We start from the raw sequence: 17,051 nt of genomic DNA, 5'->3' as shown, positions 1-17,051 counted from the left end.
AATCCATAGCTTAAAGCTATGGATTAGCTAGTAAGATTTTCTAAATGTTTTATCGCTAAAGTATCAAGTTTGCAGTATTCTAGCAAGACTTAGCGGAGAGCTTTTCTTTTCATCTTCATTTTGCATAGTTTCAAAACTTTTCATAGCTTCGCCTCCATTATGGACTAAATCTAAATTTTTATAAGCTTGCTCTATATCAGGGATTAGAGCTGGTAAGACTTTTTTTGTAGAATAACTCCCTTACATTTTATACAGATTTTAAAGCAAAAAGATTTTATCCTGCTAATTATTCTAAAGGCTATATTGCAAGAAACTATTTATACATGAGTAAAACATATAATACTAGATTATCAGATTAAGAAAGAAAACTTATGGAATCTTGGAACAAACAATATCCTATGAGTGAAAAAGAAAGGATTATAAGAGAAAAGTCTAGTAAATAATAATTTATTTAACAATAAACTAAAGTAAAAAATATAAAAAAAATCTTAAACTATATAAAAATGAAAAAGTTTAAAGAAACTTTTATGTAAGAAATTTTCCTTTTAAATATAATTTGGTAATTTTATTTAAAAAGGAGATACTATGAATGAGATTATAGCTTTTGTAATTGCTTTAATCACCATCATCTTAGTTATTAAAAACTAAGACGAGAGCTTTCTTCAAAACAAAACCATTCTTTGAGATTAGCTTCGCTTAGCTGAATGTGTGCTGTTGTTTTCTAAATTTTTAAGCCCTAAAATGACTTTATTAGCATCTTCTATACTTAAATACCAAAGATATAAAGGTCGCTTTTTAATGATATTATTAATAAATTCTCTTAAAGCCCATTGTGTAGGATTTTTAGCATTTTTACTCCAAATAGCTTGTATCATATTAAGCTGTTTTTTTGTAGCCCTTCCACTTTTGGTATTTTCATTTTTAAAATATCTTGCTTTTTTAGTATTTTTTAAAAACTTTTCATCATACCCCAAAGCTATAACAAAATCTCTAAGCTCCTCAATGATTAAATCTTTGGATGAGCTTTTACCATATCTTTCGTTTAATACCCAGCGATAGCTTTCATCATCGCTTAAATGAGCGTCTTTTCTTAGGGTATGAATTATTTTTATAAGTTGTTTTTTAAGATTTTGCATTCAGATCCTTTTTAATATTGTTTTTTATAATAATTTGAAGTTCTAAAAATTTTTCTTTTAAAACATTATCGTGAATATGAAAGTTTCCCGTGCTTTTTTCAATAAAGATTTCTTTTTTAAAAACTTCTTTTTCTTGCGTGTTTTTTAAAATTATAAGCTCTGCTTTTATATCCTTAAAGATAAGCATATAATTCTTATAAAAAAGTTCAAAATTTTGTTTGTAAATAATCCTTAATTGAGCTTTTATCAATTCTTTTTTTGCGTTAAATTCCATTAAAGCAGTGGTATTTGTAAAATAAAAACCAAAATTTTATTTTTTATCACAGCCTGTTTAAAGAATTTTTGTATTAAAAATTTTTCTAAACTTTGTCTAGACATATTTTGTAAGGCTTGATAAGCTCTTAATTTTACAAAAAACACACTTTCATCATTAAAAGACTTTGAAGTGAGAAATTTCACAAACCATCCTTTAAAAACTTAATCGAACCCATTAAATCAATGGACTTTGTTAAATTTTAAAAATCTAATAACACCGCTTGGGTCAATATCTTTATCTTTAATAGTAAAATTTTCTAATTCACTCTGATATAAAACCCAAGCAATAATATTGCTAAGTTTCATTTTTCAATCTCCAAATTTTCAATACGAGGTTCTATTCTAAAATTATCTTTTACCACTCTTTTAAGACCAAGCTTTACTAAAGTGCTATCTTCAAGCCCTACAATAACATCTTTATTAAGCTCTTCTTTGTAGCTAATACATTCATTAAGCCCATAACTTTTAAAAGCTTTTACAAGAGCTTCTAACTTTTCTTTTACTCTTGGTAAAGGCACACTCTCGCTTATACGATAGCCAATTTTTCCAAAGGTAAATTCTTTAGATCTTTTTTCAGTAAATTCATGCTTGTTGTTTTCACAAAAGGTGCTAATACATTGTTCCATATATTTAAGCTCATCGTTTAAAACTTTAATTTTACCCGCATGAGCTTTTTTAATCTCATTACAAGCTAAAGTTACATCACCATTAATCTTTTCTATCTTTACACTAAGTTCAGCTATTTTTTTAAGCGCTAAATTGACATCTTCAAAACTTTTTATTTCCATTTGTTCTCCTTTAAATTGTATTTTCTAATTTGGTAATCCCAAAGAACCACGCCATACCTTAAAAGTATCGCGTGTTTAATTCTTTTTCTAGCTATTCTCAAACCCTTTTTATAAGGGCAAATCCAATGTTAATTCTTTAATGCCAAGCTTTTTAGCTAATGCTAATTCTTCTTGCATACCTTGTGAATGCTTAGCATCTTCATGAGTACTCATATAAATATAATCACTTGCTTTTAAAAGCTCTAATCCCATTTTTAAAGCTATTTCTCTGTGTTTTTCTTCATCTAAATAGCTAAATTGTAAAATAGTGAAACAGGTGTAAAGCCTTCACATTCACGCATGATTTTTAAGCATTCTTGCGTTGCTATGCTAATAGCTTGTGCTTTTCTTTGACTTTCTCTTACAGCTAAAGCTTTATAAGGGGAAGCTATATAAACTATTGCCATGAATTTTCCTTTCTAATAAATTTAAGTTTTAAAAAACTTAATCAAAGTGCTTTAATTAAGCACCTTTGTTAAGCTTTTTGCTTTTTTCATGATTGATTATTTTTAAGGCAATATGATCAGGATAGATTCCTTTTAAAATATCTATAAATGCACCACTTTCTTTGTAAACAATACTTGCACCTTTTACCTCATATAAAGAAGCACTATAATCAGCTCTTTCGCCTCTAATCATTCTTCTCATTTTCTTTCTCCTTGCATTAAATTTTCTTTTTTTACTCTTTGCTCTTCTAAAGCTTCTAAGGTATCCATAATCTCTTTCCATTTTTCTTTGTTTTTTGGATGAGCTAGCTTTTTTAAGGCGGATTTATATATTTGTCCAACTCTAACTCTTGAGATATTTAATTCCCTAGCTATTTCTTCAAAATTCATTCTTAACCTAATAGCAAATATCCAGCTGCAGCTTCAATATGCTTTATTTCTATACTTTTACCATCAGCAAAATCACTGGCTCTTTTTAAAAGCTTTTCGCTTTTTCTAAAATTACCTCTAGCTAGATTAAAAACCAAATCTATTGCTTTTTTATCTACTAAGGAAAAATAATCGCAAAGTGCTTTTAAATCATCATTTTTTAAGCCCTCTTTGTTTTGATAGCAAAGTCCTTTTAATTCCCATTTTGCACCAATTCTAGAGCTAAGCTGTCCATATTCGTTATAATCATTTCTACCAACACCTGTAAGATTGTTTTTAAGTTTTTTAGTTCCTACTAAAATCAAAGCAGTGTTTGAAAAATCATATATGCGTCTTAAGCACTCAAGTGCTCTAAAAGGTAAGTGTTCGCTCTCATCTATAATTAAAACTTTTGAAGTTCTTGATAACTCACTAGCTATGCCTCTAATCTTATCATCAAGTGAGCCTTTAAAACACACATTAAGTTTGTTTTCAAGACCGCTTAAAAGCATTCTTTTGCTAGTTTCAGTAGTAGCTTCAAACAAAACTACCCTTGTGCCATTTTTATTAGCATATTCTTTAATAGCTCGGCTTTTACCAGTTCCTGCTTCGCCTATGATAACCCCCATTTCACGATTACACATAGCATTTTCTATAGTTACATTAATTGCTTTTACATCTTTTGTAACTATAAAAGGTGTTTGTAGTTCTTTAATGCTCTTTTCTTCTACGAAGCTTTTTATATACTTTTCAAGCAATGGTTCTACTTTAGTAGCATATTTATAAGCACTACCTTCTTTCATGTATCCAACCATATAGCTTTTATTAATACCTAAGCGATCAGCTAAGTTGTTTTGAGAGATGTTTTGTGTATTTAAAAATCTCTTTGTTTGTTGGGCTAAATCCATTTTTCATCCTTTTGTTTTTTGCTAAGTTTTTAGATTTTAAAAACTCTTTAAAACTTAAATTATTTAAGCTTTAAACAATTTTTAACCAGCAAAATATTTTCTATCCATAAAAGCTTCCATGTCAAATTCGCTTTCATTGTTTGTGTTTTCTTTTTTAGAGTTTAAAATAAGCTCATCAGCACTGGTATCGTTTTTAATTTTTTCAAGTTTTCTTTGTGTTGTTAAATTTTCTTTAGCAAGTGATTTTTGTTGTACTTCTTTAGCTTTTATAAGTGAGTTTTCAAAAGCAACTTGTAGATCTTGTAAGTCTTGTTTAATATTAAGTTTAGTAAAGGCTGCAATTTCATCTTTTTTAAGCACCTCTTTGATAGCTTTAACTTCGCTTTCATAGCCTTTTTTAAGTATTTTAAAGCTTTCTTTGCTAAGTTTAGCGATACTTTCATCAAGTGCTAAGCAAATAAATTTTCCCATCATATCATAGATGAAAAGTTCTTTGATATTATCGATATTTTGTACTCATTTAACCTTTGTTCCAACACTTGGCATTAAGGCACTTTTATAAACTCTACCTTCAAAGTTAATACCTTTTTTGCCAACAACTCTAAGCTCCTTATTACCTGCATTAAATAAAAATTCTTCATAAGATATTTTTACTATAGCTCTATCACATGAGTTTCAAAGTTCAAGTGGAGTTTTAACACCTTTTTTGCGACGCACTTTAACATATTCCATTTAATTACTTCAGCTTCTAAAAATTCACAAGCCTCATTAAAGGTATGAAGTAGTTTTTGATTAGTCTTTTTAATAAAACCATATTCATCTTTAGCATGTCGTTCTTTTTTAGGAGTTTTTTGCTCAATAGCTTCTCTTTTAGCTAAATTTGATCCTATTGCTCCATGAAATAAAGAAATACCAGCATGCTGAAGTGTTCCAAATCTTCTTTCAACTAAAGCCTTTTGTTCTCCCGCATAAGCAATAGCTGCATCGTAAGTTATATTAAGACCATCAAGTAAGCTTTGAAAATCTTTTGAAAGATAATCTTTATCATTATACCCTTTAATCATATCAGGCTTACCAAACCTTTTAATTACTTTCCATAAAAGGCATATTAAGCTTAAAGAATTAGATTTTTTTACTAAAGTAGCTACTCCCATACCACTAAAGACATCAACGACACTTAAAATATGAGGGCGGAAAGGCTCGAAAGTTTCATCATCTCTAACTATAAAATCAGCTGGAGAGCTATCGATTTGCCAGCACATATTTTTCATATCATAAAGCTCTCTTTGATTGCCAAGTGCAGGTAGAAACTTACTTTTTGCTTTATCTAAACCCTGAGTAATAATACAATGTTCTAATGGTTTATCTTTATAGTAGTTTTTAATAAAGTTTTGCAAGGTTTTTACACTAAAAAGTGGTTTTACCTCTCCTAAATCAAAACCTATAAAATCATAATTTTCTTTTTGTGCTGCTTCTTTATGAATTTTCCACCAAAGCTCAGTGAAATTAAAACCACCTGCTGCAAAGGAGCGATACTCTCTTAAAGCATACTCTTGTATCCAGGTGCTAAGTTTTGTTTTATCTTTGCGGTGAAGTCCGCGAGTGTCGATAAGACCTAGAATGCCATGAGCTTTGAAGGATTGTTGCCATTTTATAAAAATATCTTTTTTAATATTTAATATTTCTAAGGCTCTTTTTTGTTTTAAACCACCTTCAATATATTTTTCCACTTGCTTAAGTAGTTTTACTTTGCTTCTCGCATCTTCTTTAAGCTTATCACTTAAATTTTCAAATTTTAAATTTAAAACAGCCAAATCATTGTCTATTTTTGGCTCTGTTAAATTTAAATTTTTCTCTTCAATAATGCAATTTGTATTATTTTCACTTATAATCCCACTCAATTTAACTTCTTGCATTTTTTCATCATAAATTAAAGTATTTTTACTGATTAATTCTTGGTTAAAGGCGGTTAAAATCTGCTCTTTACTTATTTTAAATAGTAGTTTTTTGCCACCTCTGCCACCATTAGCATTATCTACTTTCAACCACTCATATTTATTTGATTTTCTAGTTACTGCAAGTCTTAAGGCGCCTTCACTTACATTAAAAATTTGTGAAGCTTCTTTAGTTTCTAAGAAGTAAATCATGAACAAGCCTTAGGCATTTCATTAATGATTTTAAGCTCTAAGAGTTTTTCATAAACCGCTCTAGTATTTTTTTCGCTCTATATTTTCCTAAATATTCACCTTTTATAACACGAATAGTGCTTAAATAATCAAGATTGTGTTTTTGTGCGAATTTTTTTATATTTATACCATTATCTTCAAAGTATTGTTTTAACATTTTTTTCCTTTAATTTGATATTTTTATATCAAATTGAGTTATTTTAAGATACAATTTGCTATTAAAATATCAAATTATAAGACAAAATGCGAATTAAGTCAAGATATTTTATCGCATTTTGTGAATTTTTTAATAAAAAAAGGCTTATAATGCATAAAACAGCAGACATTTTGAATAGAGTTTATGCTCTGTTAAATATCACCGATGATAAAGAATTTTGTGGAATTTTTGAAGTAAAACCCAATACATTAAGCACTTGGAGAACTAGAAATACCATTCCCTACGATTTATTAATGAAAATTTCAAAAGAACACAATATTTCACTTGATGCTATCTTTTTTGACAAAATGCGAATTAGAGATGATATTTTGAAATTAAGATATTATACAGATGTAGCAGCAGCCGCTGGATATGGTGCTATAAATAGTCAATTAGAATATACTGAGATAGCAATAAGTAAAAAATTTGCCTGCGAAGCCTTAGGATTACCGCCTTTAGCTAAACTCGATATTATTAAAGTTATAGGAGATAGTATGGAGCCTTTTATCCATAGTGGAGATGTTATAGCTATTGATGTGAGCAAAAATAAACTTGACCTTGTTAAAAATGGAGATATTGTGGTTATCAACCTTGATGGTGAAATTTACTGCAAAAAGCTTTTAAAACAACCATTTGTAAATGAAATTGTATTAAGCTCTATGAACTCTTTTTACAAAGATATTGTTGTTAATATTGAGCATATTAACAACGCTGAAATTATAGGCGTTGTTTGTAAGGCAATATCAATTAAAACTTTTGAAAATGCTATTATAAAGTACGAGTGATGTTATATTTTATTATTACAATATTGATTGCAACAATTGGTTTATTTGTTTATTCTGGTTTTAGAATAAAATCAAAATTAATAAAAATAGCAAACGGTACTCTTACTAAAGAAGATTTAAAAGAAATAGAAGTGATATCTAAATATTATGAAATTCCTTTAATAGAAGCTGCAAAAATTCATTATGGTAAAGCTATTATTACAGAAGAAATGATTAAAAGATTAGAAAGACCTTATCGAGAATTATATGAGAAGTGTAAAAATTTTTCTACAAATAAACAAGAAAAAATTTCACGTTATCTCTCTTCAAATAATCAGGATAATTATTTAGAGGCAATAAATTTTATCTTAATCGCAGAAGAAAGCGTTGATATAGCTTTAAAATCAAAAAATAAAGATGTTGCAGAAGGTAGAAAAAAACTTGCATTAGAAATGCAAGAAAAAATACAAAAAAAGACACCCTAAAGCTTATGGTTTAATTACTGATATTATTCATCTTTTAGAAGATAATTACGATGTAAGTCTTTTTGAAAATCAATGTATTAAGTATTATGAAGAAGCTCAAAAATTAAAAACCATTAAATCCAAGCAAAAAAGAATTGATTGTATAAATAATTTAATAAAAGAAGCTGAAATAAATCCTAAAATTAGTAAAAAGATTGTCGATTTTTGGAAAAATAAAGTAAAAGAAATATGATAATCAAATTTTAAGTTTAAGGTTTGTAGAAAAATAAAATGGCCACTTTTATGGACTTTTTATTTTTCCGCCGACATTTTCCTTTAAAGTGTGTGTAAAAAATAATTTTTTTAATTGCACATACTTTTGCACATATTTTTTGATTTGTCAAAAGATTTTAATTAGTGATAATTAGTGATAATTAGTGATAATTAGTGATAATTAGTGATAATTAGTGATAATTAGTGATAATTAGTGATAATTAGTGATAACTAAAATCTTTCCAAAGTGCTTATTTATCGGATTTATTTTGATAATTTGCAATAATTTATGAGAGTTTATGATAAAAGTAATGGTGCCCGAGGTCGGACTCGAACCGACACAAGGTTGCCCTTACCAGATTTTGAGTCTGGCGCGTCTACCAGTTTCACCACTCGGGCTTTTTAAGATTTTAAATTAAAAATATAGAATGTGAAATTATACTAAAAAAAAATTAAAACAATATAAAAATATTTATATAGAAAATTAAAATATATTTAAAATTGGAACTTTTTTTGCTTGTAGATAATTAAAAAATTTATTTGCGGAGCAAAATAATGAGAATCAGTAACCAGTATAACTACTACACTTCTATACAAAATTACACGGATGGTCAGTCTTTACTTAATAAATATAATTTGCAATTGCAAACAGGTCAGCTCATACAGCACTCTTGGGAAAATGCTAATATTTATATTAATGGTTCAAGATTAGAATATGAGATGGCAAATATAGGTCAGATTATTCAAGGCACTCAAGCAGCGCAAGAAATGGCAAAAAATACAGACACAGCTTTAAAAAACATTACCGAGCTTTTGGAAAAATTTAAAACACTTTTAGTAAAAGCTTCTAGTGATGGAAATTCTCAAACTTCAAGAGAAGCTATTGCAAAAGAGCTTAAACTTGTAAGAGATTCTATTGTAAATATTGCAAATACTAGTATTAATGGGCAATATTTATTTGCAGGATCTAATACAGCCACAAAACCTTTTGACAAATATGGAAATTATACTGGTAACAAGGATAATATTTTCGTAGTAAGTGGTGCTGGAACTCAAATTCCTTATAACATACCTGGTTGGGATTTATTTTTTAAACCTGATTCAAATATTAGCAAGATTATCTCTACAAATGTATCTATGATAGATGGTAGATACGATGTTAATTCTAATCCTGAGCAAAAAAAATATTTAGATGAAGAATCTAAATTTTCTTATCTTATAGGTCAAAATTATGTTCAAAATGGCCCTTTAGATCCAGATAAAGATTTTGACTATGCAGATAGCAAGCTGCCTTTTCCAAGCTCATCTATGTATATTCAAGGTGTCAGACCTGATGGAACAAGCTTTAAAGCAACTATTAATATAGGGCCTGAAGATAAAATAGGTGATGTTTTAGAAAATATTGGTAAATTATATGGCAATACAGATGCAAATAAAGTTGTTGAAGTAACTATGAATGATAGTGGCCAAATAGAAATTAAAAATTTGCAAGAAGGTAATAGTTCTTTAGATTTTCATGCAGTTGCTATGACGCCACAACTTCAAGATGCAGATCAAATTAAAGCTTTAAGTGAAGCTGCTGCTGCTGAGGGTATTAGTATGGATGAAGTGACTAATCGTATCATGCAAGCAGCACATGGTGGAGATTTGAATAATACTAAAAGTCCAGTTACTATTGAGGTAAATGGTGAGCAATTTACTGTAGATATACATAAAACAGATTTTATAAAAAGTAATATCAATGGCAATAAAACCAATGGAGCTGATTTTGATGTGCCTTTTGAAAAAGATGGTAATACTGTTTTTGGTAATGTTTCTCAAGTGATTAAAGGCACCAGTGAGTATGCTACTGATAGTACAAAACTTAGTGAAGTTTTAGCAAATGCTAATGGGGATATGAAGGGTCAAAAACTTGAAATGGAGATTACTTCTAAAAGTGGTCAAAAATATAAGGTTGAAATAGACTTAGAAAATTCCAAGGTTAGCTACCAAGATCCAAATGATCCTACTAAAACTATAAGTTTTCCTATTACCCATTCTCAATATAATGAAGCAACAGGAACTTCAGTAGGTATGCAAACAAGACCTGAGGATATTACTTATGGTCAATTAAATGATATTATAGGTATGTTTGCAAGTGATAAGGTTCCAACTACTACAATTAATGCAAATGCAAACGGAACAATAAATAATGGTGATTTTCAAACTATTCAACAAAATATAAATGATTCTAAAGATTTTGTAGAAGTTAGTATGGATTATAAGGGTCGTATAAGTATTACTGATAAATTTTCAACTAATACAAATATAGGTCTTACTTTAAAAGATTCAAATTCAAACAGTGGTTTTCCTCCAGCAGGCGAGGTAAGCAATGGTTCTGGTTTTGTATTTAGCGCAAATAATTCTTTAACTATTGATGACCCAAATATTGATTTAATTAAAGATTTAGATGATATGATAGATGCTGTTTTAAATGGTAATATGAGAGCTGACTCAGAAGGAAGTGATCCTAGAAATACAGGTTTACAAGGAGCCTTAGAAAGAATAGATCATTTGCAAGATCATGTTAGAAAAATGCAAACAACCATAGGTGCTTACACTAATAATATAGAAGAAACAAATAAAAGAATGACTTTTTTAAATATCAATGTAGCTTCTATAAAAAGTGGTGTAACTGATGCTGATTATGGTCAGACTTATATGCAGTTTATGCAAACTATGGTTTCTTATCAAGCTATGCTTTCAGCAACCTCTAAAATTTCTCAAATGAGTTTATTAAACTACTTATAATTTTTTGATATAATAGCTTTTTTCTTTATAAAGGATATGTTATAAAAAAAGAAGCTATTTTTATTATTTTTAATATTTTAATTTTTTATTTTTGCTTAAGTTCTTTGATACCCGATCAAGCCTTGGTAAGTATTATAGGGTATTCTTTAGCAAAACTTAGTTATTTTTTATTTGGATCATTGACTAAATTTTATCCTTTTGTCTTTTTTTGGTTTAATTATCTTTTGTATAAAAATGATTATAATTTTGAACTTATTGAGCGTAGATTTAGTGTGGCTATTTTTGCTTGTATTTTTGCTTCGCTTGTTTTTGCGTCGGCATTTTTACAAGATAAAGGTTATATAGCTTCTGCTATGTTTGTGATCTTAGATGGACTTTTTGGAAAAATAGGAAGTTTAATCTTAGTGATTTTGCTTTTAGCTTTTGCTTTTAGTATTTCTTTTCCGCAAATTATCAAAGAAGTATTTAAAATAGAGCTTGATTTTGATTTTTATTTAAAACTTGAAACTTTAATTAAAAATAAAATTTTTGGATTTTTTGGTGGTGATAAATACGAAAATGAAACCAAAGAAGAACAAGAAAAACTCAAGCAAGAGCTTTTAATCAAAGAAAAAAAAGAAGAACTCATTGAGAAAGAAGAGTTGCCAAAACAAGAGGTTCAAGAAAGTAAAAAATTCAATCTTGAAGATTTAAAAAATCAAGAATTAGAAGAAGTGGTAATTAGCGAAGAGGATAAAAAGTTAAGTTCAAGCTATATTCATGAATTATCAGAACCTATTGCAAGTTTTGCTCAAAAAGCTAGTCAAATAAATATAAAGGAAGATGAAATGACCCCTGAAGAGTATTTATTAAAATACAAAAACAAAAGTGAAGATATTTATACTCAAACCTTAAAAAGTAAAAATTTAGATGAACCAAGCTATAAAAGACGTAATATAGATTTAAATGAAAATAAAGAAGAAACAATAGAAGAAAATTCCTTATTTGCCAAAGAGCTTAAAGAGCGTGAACAAATGCTACAAAAAGCTAAATTACTAGAAGAGTATAAAGCCTTGCAAAAAGAAAAAATTTTAGAAGAGCTTAATGAGGATTTTAAAAAAATTGAAGAATTAAATGCTATAGAAGCGCAAAAAGAAGCTGAGTTTAAAAAAATTCAAAACAAAACTAGCTTTTTAGGGGTGAAAGATTTTAAAGATGAGGATTTTATCCCGCAAAATGAAGTAAAAGAATTAGATTTTAGTGAAGATGATTTTAATAAGCCTGTTAGTATAGAAGAGTTAAGAAGTAAAAAAAATTATGAAAGTCCTTTTGTAGTAGAAGAAGTGCAAAATGAATTTAAAGAAGAAAAAGTTCCATTTGAAATTACTCAAGAGCCTATGGTAGAAGTAGTAGAAAATAAAACACACCATTCTATCGCTAATGAGGTGAGTGAAAATAAAGCCTTATTAAAAGATCTTGACTTTGGAAATTTTGAAAAACCAAAAGATTTTTCTTTGCCACCTTTGGATTTTTTAACCATGCCAAAAGAAGGCAAAAGCGAGATAAACGAAGAAGAGATTGATAGAAAAATTTATGACTTGCTTGAAAAGTTAAGACGCTTTAAAATAGGTGGAGATGTAGTTAGAACTTACACAGGACCTGTTGTAACTACTTTTGAATTTCGTCCTGCAGCAGATGTTAAAGTGAGTAAAATTTTATCTTTACAAGATGATTTAGCTATGGCTTTAAAAGCTCAAACTATCAGAATTCAAGCTCCAATTCCAGGCAAAGATGTAGTAGGGATTGAAGTACCAAATGAAAAAATTGATACGATTTACTTAAGAGAAATTTTAGAAAGTGAGGTATTTAAAAATTCTAGCTCACCTTTAACCATAGCTTTGGGTAAAGATATAGTAGGCGATCCTTTCATTACAGATCTTAAAAAACTTCCTCATCTTTTAATAGCAGGAACTACAGGAAGTGGTAAAAGTGTGGGAATTAACTCTATGCTTTTGTCTTTGCTTTATAGAAATTCACCAAAAACCTTAAGACTTATGATGATAGATCCTAAGATGCTTGAATTTAGTATTTATAATGATATACCACATTTACTTACACCGGTAATTACTGATCCTAAAAAGGCAGTAAATGCTTTATCGAATATGGTAGCTGAAATGGAACGCAGGTATCGTTTGATGGCTGAAGCAAAAACTAAAAATATAGAAAATTACAATGAAAAAATCAAAGAGCAAGGTGGCGAAATCTTACCATTTATTGTAGTGATTATTGATGAGTTGGCTGATTTAATGATGACTGCGGGTAAGGATGTAGAGTTTTATATAGGTCGTTTAGCGCAAATGGCAAGAGCAAGTGGAATTCACTTAATCGTAGCTACACAACGCCCTTCAGTAGATGTTGTTACTGGGGTTGTAAAAGCAAATTTACCAAGTAGAATTTCTTATAAAGTAGGACAAAAGATAGATTCTAAGGTTATTTTGGATTCTATGGGTGCTGAAAGCTTACTAGGGCGTGGAGATTGTTTATTTACCCCTCCTGGTATGAGTGGTTTGGTGCGTTTGCATGCACCTTTTGCAAGCGAAAATGAAATAGAAAATATAGTAGAGTTTTTAAAAGCTCAACAAGTAGTAGAATATGATGAGAGTTTTTTAAAAGATGATAGCCAAGATGGAACTTATAAAAGAAGTGAAATTGATGATGGGGATTTAGATGAGCTTTATGAAGAAGCAAAGGCTGTGATCTTAGAAGATAGAAAAACCAGCATTTCTTATTTACAAAGACGTTTAAAAATAGGCTACAACCGTGCAGCAAATATCATAGAACAACTTTCACAAACAGGTGTTTTAAGTGAACCTGATGCAAAGGGGCAAAGAGAAATTTTATAATTAATTTCTTATTGCCTTATTATGATCTTTTAAAGTAGAGGTAAAAATATGCTTATTGGTTTTTTTATCTCTTACAAAGTATAAATATTCTGTTTTAGCAGGAAAAATAGCTGCCTTAATAGCTTCAAATGAAACATTACACACAGCTTCTTTTGGTATGCCATTAAATTTATAAGTATTATAAGAACTATTATCTGATCTTATTCTTTGTGGAGTAATTTTTTCATGAGAGTATTTTCCATAATTTAATGTTCCATCCATTTGAAGCTTCATACCTTTTCTTAAACGATTTCTAATCACAGATGAAACTATAGGCATTTCTTCATTACTTGCTGCTTCTTTTTGTATAATGGACGCTATGATGATATATTCATGCCATTTTTTTTCATTATATTCTCTAAAAATTTTATAAGAAAGCTTTTTAAATTCATTTGTAGAATAAGCTAAAAGATATTTTACCAAAAGCTCTTCTGTGATACCTTTTGGAATTTTGTAAGTTTCAGGAAAAAGCATACCTTCTTTAAAAGGACTTTGTTTATAAAATTCCTGCATTAAGGTTTTAGCGTTTAAATTTAACTTCGGTGCTAGTTCTTCAAAGAAAATTTCAGTCGTTTCTCCAGGAATTAAAGTAATAGTTTCAAGCGCTGCTTTAGCAACGGTAAGCTTATGTAAAAATTCAACTCTATTTAGTTCTTTTGTGCCTATATTTATCCAGCCAGATTGTGGATGGCCTAAAAAATATAAAGTATATTTATCAATACTGCTCATTTTATAGTTATTTTTATCTAATTGCGTTATAATCTTACCAACAGAACCTTGTGGTATAAAAACTACAGAGTTTGTTTTTATGGGTAAAAGTAGATAGTAAAAAATGGATAAAAGAAAAATTAAAATCAAATCACAACATATTAAAAAAACTCTTAAATTTTTAGCATTACCTATGATACTTTTCATTGCTTTGTTTATTTACCTCAAAAATGGAATTTACATAGAAAAATTAGAATTTTCTTCTATTAATTTGGAGAAATTATATATTAAATTAGATAAAAAACTCATTTTAAATGCTAAAAAAGTCGTGGTAAATTCTCAAAGTCAAAGCGTTCAAAATGAAACTAGCGCAAGTAAAGCTGTGCAACTTATTAAAGTTGTAAAATATATTTATTGGTTTTTTCAAGAAATCAATATTGATGAAATGCTTGTTAATAACTATCCTGTGGAGCTAATTTATAAAAATAATCTATTTTTTGTAAATAGTAAAAATCTTTTAGTAAAAGTGAATTTAAAAATTAGTGATAAAAATATACAAGCTAATATTGATAATTTTCTTTTAAAAGATCACAATCTTAGTGTAGTTGGATCTTTACTCATCAATCCTAAGACAAAATTTTATACTTTCAAGGGTAAAATTGATAGTGATTTTTTAAAAAGCGATGTTAAATTTTCACTCAAAAGAGAAGAGATTGCTTATGAATTAGAAAATATAAGCTCAAATAACATTTCGCAAATTTTTGATATTTTAGTAGAAAATGGAGTGGATTTACCTTCTAATCTTGCTCTTTGGGTGGGTGGTAAGGTAAAGGCTGATTTTTATTTTATAGAAAAATTAACCGGTTTTGTAGATTTTGGAAAACATAGATATTATTTAAATGATATCAACGCTAAAGGTTATGTAAATAACTTAAAAGTAGTTTTAGATAAAGGCATAGATCCTATCGTAAGTCCTTTTGTAAGGCTTGAATTTGCTAAACAAAGACTTGATTTTATTTACGATGAATTGCGTTTTAATAATTATGATTTAGCTCAAAGTCAAATTTATATAGATAATATGCTAAATGAAAAAGCAGGAATTTATATACGCATTAAAAGTAATAATGCTAGAGCTGATTACAGGGTTAATAAAATTTTGCTTTTATATGATATAAAATTACCATTTTTGCAAAATAATGGTGTTGCAAAGACTGATTTAACACTGAAAATTCCTTTTGAACATCCTGAAAAAATTACTTATAATGGTAGTTTTAATATTATTAATTCAAATATAAATATAAGTGATTTTAAGATAGCTCAAGCAAGTGTTACTTTGAAAAAAGATAAGTTAGATATACAAAATGCAAGTGTGCAAAGTAGTATAATTAATGGTGATTTTAATGCAAGTGTTAATTTAAAACAAAAAAAAGGCGATTTTAAAACCTTTATAACAAACTTGGAATTACCACAAGATAGCTTAAAAATGGAAAATAAATTTCTTGATTTAAGTCTTGATTTTGACAAAAACATTAGTTTATATAATAAAGAATTTACCACAACTTTAAATTTTGATCAAGGTATGTCTGTTTATGTTGAAAAACTTGCAAAATATAAAAATTATTCTAAATTAATGCAAAAAAATAAAGTACATGATGGGGAATTATCTTTAAATACTTTAAATTTTCAAGATTTTAATGTAGATATTAATAATACTACTTTTGAATCTTTTTTGCTTTATAAGAATAATAACCCTTATGAATATGATAGTTTTAGTATAAAAATAAAAGGAGATGATTTTAATTTAACTAGTGCAAGTGGTAGTGTTTTTGCGCAAAAAGATAATGAAGATGTGAATATTACTTTAAATAATATTAATTTGTTAATTTCTCAACAAGATACAGAAAATACTTTAGATACTCTTGAAAATTCAACTTATAATATTAGTGGGAAAAATATAGATTTGATTTTGAAGGATTTTAATAAAACTTTAGACTTTGATCAATTTAATGCTAAAATTAAAAAAGATTATGTGAAAGCTTGGGCAAATAGAAATGAATCTAGATTTGATTTTTTGCTTAAAGAAAATCAAATGCAAGTTAGAGCTTTAAAAATGGATGATGATTTTCTAAACACCTTTATGCGCCAAAATGTTTTTGAAAAAGGCGAGTTTAATCTTTATGTAGATGGTAATAGCATTGATTTTTTCAAAGGTAAGTTTTTATTTAAAGATACTTATTTAAAAGATTTAAAATTTCATCAACAGCTTTTAAGCTTTATTGATACCATACCTAGTTTAATTTTATTTAAAGCACCTACATTTAATGAAAAAGGTTTTAGTGTTGAAAATGCTGGTATAAGTTTTAACCGTAAAAAAGATCTTTTTGAGATAGACGCACTTAATTTTAATGGCGATAGTGCAGATGTGCTAGGTCAAGTTAAAATCAACTTAAGAAATAATCAAGTGGATGGTTTGTTAGAGCTTAGAACGTTAAAATCAGCAAGTTCAGTTATTTCTAAAGTTCCTATCATTAATCAAATTATATTAGGTAAAGATAGACAAATTAGCACGCAAATTAAATTAAGCGGAACAGTAGAAAACCCTGAGTTTAAAACTCAGCTTATTGCGCAAAGCTTGCAACTTCCTTATCATTTAATTAAAAATATTTTTGAATTGCCGGCTAATTTAGTGAAATAAATACAAAAAGGAGT

At 28.2% G+C, this 17,051-nt stretch carries 12 protein-coding genes, 1 tRNA gene and 6 pseudogenes; 6 read left to right on the top strand and 13 right to left on the bottom strand.

Annotated elements, in window-relative coordinates:
* Positions 1–248: 248 nt before the first annotated feature.
* Positions 249–443, top strand: a pseudogene (locus tag EL235_RS07955) (endonuclease); the annotation flags it as partial.
* A 243-nt stretch (positions 444–686) separates the two neighbouring features.
* Here the strand turns inward: EL235_RS07955 and EL235_RS04390 are convergent.
* From EL235_RS04390 to EL235_RS04350, 11 genes and pseudogenes are all read right to left on the bottom strand, one after another.
* On the bottom strand, positions 687–1,136 hold the full coding sequence (locus EL235_RS04390) for a phage protein GemA/Gp16 family protein (protein ID WP_232017379.1): 450 nt from the start codon (positions 1,134–1,136) through the stop codon (positions 687–689).
* The gene (locus EL235_RS07875) at positions 1,123–1,323 is read right to left on the bottom strand and encodes a hypothetical protein (protein WP_164717482.1); all 201 of its coding nucleotides are present in this window, start codon (positions 1,321–1,323) and stop codon (positions 1,123–1,125) included. Before EL235_RS07875 ends, EL235_RS04390 begins: the two co-directional genes overlap by 14 nt.
* Positions 1,324–1,409: 86 nt before the next feature.
* The gene (locus EL235_RS04385; RefSeq protein ID WP_126340883.1) at positions 1,410–1,595 is read right to left on the bottom strand and encodes a hypothetical protein; all 186 of its coding nucleotides are present in this window, start codon (positions 1,593–1,595) and stop codon (positions 1,410–1,412) included.
* A gap of 36 nt (positions 1,596–1,631) precedes the next feature.
* Positions 1,632–1,757 (bottom strand): hypothetical protein, encoded by a 126-nt coding sequence (locus tag EL235_RS07995; protein ID WP_269471416.1) that lies wholly within the window; start codon positions 1,755–1,757, stop codon positions 1,632–1,634.
* Positions 1,754–2,239, bottom strand: a complete 486-nt coding sequence (locus EL235_RS04380; protein ID WP_126340882.1) for a host-nuclease inhibitor Gam family protein — start codon at positions 2,237–2,239, stop codon at positions 1,754–1,756. The genes EL235_RS07995 and EL235_RS04380 overlap by 4 nt, the downstream gene beginning before the upstream one ends.
* Before the next feature lie 108 nt (positions 2,240–2,347).
* A pseudogene (locus tag EL235_RS04375) lies at positions 2,348–2,685 on the bottom strand (DUF7768 domain-containing protein).
* A gap of 55 nt (positions 2,686–2,740) precedes the next feature.
* Positions 2,741–2,926 (bottom strand): hypothetical protein, encoded by a 186-nt coding sequence (locus EL235_RS04370; protein ID WP_126340881.1) that lies wholly within the window; start codon positions 2,924–2,926, stop codon positions 2,741–2,743.
* Complete coding sequence (locus tag EL235_RS04365) at positions 2,923–3,114, bottom strand: sigma factor-like helix-turn-helix DNA-binding protein (RefSeq protein ID WP_126340880.1); 192 nt, start codon at positions 3,112–3,114, stop codon at positions 2,923–2,925. The genes EL235_RS04370 and EL235_RS04365 overlap by 4 nt, the downstream gene beginning before the upstream one ends.
* A 2-nt stretch (positions 3,115–3,116) precedes the next feature.
* Positions 3,117–4,040, bottom strand: a complete 924-nt coding sequence (locus EL235_RS04360) for an AAA domain protein (RefSeq protein ID WP_043019833.1) — start codon at positions 4,038–4,040, stop codon at positions 3,117–3,119.
* Positions 4,041–4,121: 81 nt separating this feature from the next.
* Positions 4,122–6,187: pseudogene (locus EL235_RS04355) on the bottom strand (Mu transposase C-terminal domain-containing protein).
* A pseudogene (locus EL235_RS04350) lies at positions 6,184–6,383 on the bottom strand (hypothetical protein). The pseudogenes EL235_RS04355 and EL235_RS04350 overlap by 4 nt, the downstream one beginning before the upstream one ends.
* Before the next feature lie 149 nt (positions 6,384–6,532).
* Between EL235_RS04350 and EL235_RS04345 the strand changes: the two are divergent.
* Together EL235_RS04345 and EL235_RS04340 are read left to right on the top strand one after the other, a co-directional pair.
* Positions 6,533–7,207 carry a LexA family transcriptional regulator gene (locus EL235_RS04345; RefSeq protein ID WP_126340879.1) on the top strand — a complete coding sequence of 225 codons (675 nt, stop codon included), beginning with the start codon at positions 6,533–6,535 and terminating at the stop codon, positions 7,205–7,207.
* Positions 7,207–7,903, top strand: a pseudogene (locus tag EL235_RS04340) (hypothetical protein). The gene EL235_RS04345 and the pseudogene EL235_RS04340 overlap by 1 nt, the downstream one beginning before the upstream one ends.
* 332 nt (positions 7,904–8,235) lie before the next feature.
* Here EL235_RS04340 and EL235_RS04335 read toward each other — a convergent pair.
* Positions 8,236–8,322: transfer RNA gene (locus tag EL235_RS04335), tRNA-Leu, on the bottom strand.
* 156 nt (positions 8,323–8,478) lie between these two features.
* On the opposite strand from EL235_RS04335, the gene flgL reads away from it, so the two are divergent.
* Together flgL and EL235_RS08085 are read left to right on the top strand one after the other, a co-directional pair.
* Positions 8,479–10,713: a flagellar hook-associated protein FlgL gene (flgL, locus tag EL235_RS04330; RefSeq protein WP_039626152.1), complete on the top strand. Its 2,235-nt coding sequence runs from the start codon at positions 8,479–8,481 to the stop codon at positions 10,711–10,713.
* A 1,361-nt stretch (positions 10,714–12,074) separates the two neighbouring features.
* A pseudogene (locus tag EL235_RS08085) lies at positions 12,075–13,595 on the top strand (DNA translocase FtsK); the annotation flags it as partial.
* Here the strand turns inward: EL235_RS08085 and mltG are convergent.
* Complete coding sequence (gene mltG, locus EL235_RS04320; RefSeq protein WP_052243279.1) at positions 13,596–14,549, bottom strand: endolytic transglycosylase MltG; 954 nt, start codon at positions 14,547–14,549, stop codon at positions 13,596–13,598.
* Here mltG and EL235_RS04315 point away from each other — a divergent pair.
* The gene (locus EL235_RS04315; protein WP_126340877.1) at positions 14,536–17,037 is read left to right on the top strand and encodes a YhdP family protein; all 2,502 of its coding nucleotides are present in this window, start codon (positions 14,536–14,538) and stop codon (positions 17,035–17,037) included. The genes mltG and EL235_RS04315 overlap by 14 nt on opposite strands.
* Positions 17,038–17,051: the final 14 nt, after the last annotated feature.

This window comes from Campylobacter lari, from assembly GCF_900638335.1.
In the GTDB taxonomy this organism is placed as follows: Bacteria; Campylobacterota; Campylobacteria; order Campylobacterales; family Campylobacteraceae; genus Campylobacter_D; species Campylobacter_D lari_E.
Note: the sequence above shows the minus strand (reverse complement) of the source record. Positions and strands in the feature narration are given on the sequence as shown.

What these genes read in the sequence shown, in the direction of transcription:
- EL235_RS07995 (WP_269471416.1), bottom strand. Translation starts at nt 1,757, where the DNA reads ATGAAACTTAGCAATATTATTGCTTGGGTTTTATATCAGAGTGAATTA.
- EL235_RS04360 (WP_043019833.1), bottom strand. Translation starts at nt 4,040, where the DNA reads ATGGATTTAGCCCAACAAACAAAGAGATTTTTAAATACACAAAACATC.
- EL235_RS07875 (WP_164717482.1), bottom strand. Translation starts at nt 1,323, where the DNA reads ATGCTTATCTTTAAGGATATAAAAGCAGAGCTTATAATTTTAAAAAAC.
- EL235_RS04345 (WP_126340879.1), top strand. Translation starts at nt 6,533, where the DNA reads ATGCATAAAACAGCAGACATTTTGAATAGAGTTTATGCTCTGTTAAAT.
- mltG (WP_052243279.1), bottom strand. Translation starts at nt 14,549, where the DNA reads ATGAAAAGTATCATAGGTAATGCTAAAAATTTAAGAGTTTTTTTAATA.
- EL235_RS04380 (WP_126340882.1), bottom strand. Translation starts at nt 2,239, where the DNA reads ATGGAAATAAAAAGTTTTGAAGATGTCAATTTAGCGCTTAAAAAAATA.
- EL235_RS04370 (WP_126340881.1), bottom strand. Translation starts at nt 2,926, where the DNA reads ATGAGAAGAATGATTAGAGGCGAAAGAGCTGATTATAGTGCTTCTTTA.
- EL235_RS04390 (WP_232017379.1), bottom strand. Translation starts at nt 1,136, where the DNA reads ATGCAAAATCTTAAAAAACAACTTATAAAAATAATTCATACCCTAAGA.
- EL235_RS04315 (WP_126340877.1), top strand. Translation starts at nt 14,536, where the DNA reads ATGATACTTTTCATTGCTTTGTTTATTTACCTCAAAAATGGAATTTAC.
- EL235_RS04365 (WP_126340880.1), bottom strand. Translation starts at nt 3,114, where the DNA reads ATGAATTTTGAAGAAATAGCTAGGGAATTAAATATCTCAAGAGTTAGA.
- flgL (WP_039626152.1), top strand. Translation starts at nt 8,479, where the DNA reads ATGAGAATCAGTAACCAGTATAACTACTACACTTCTATACAAAATTAC.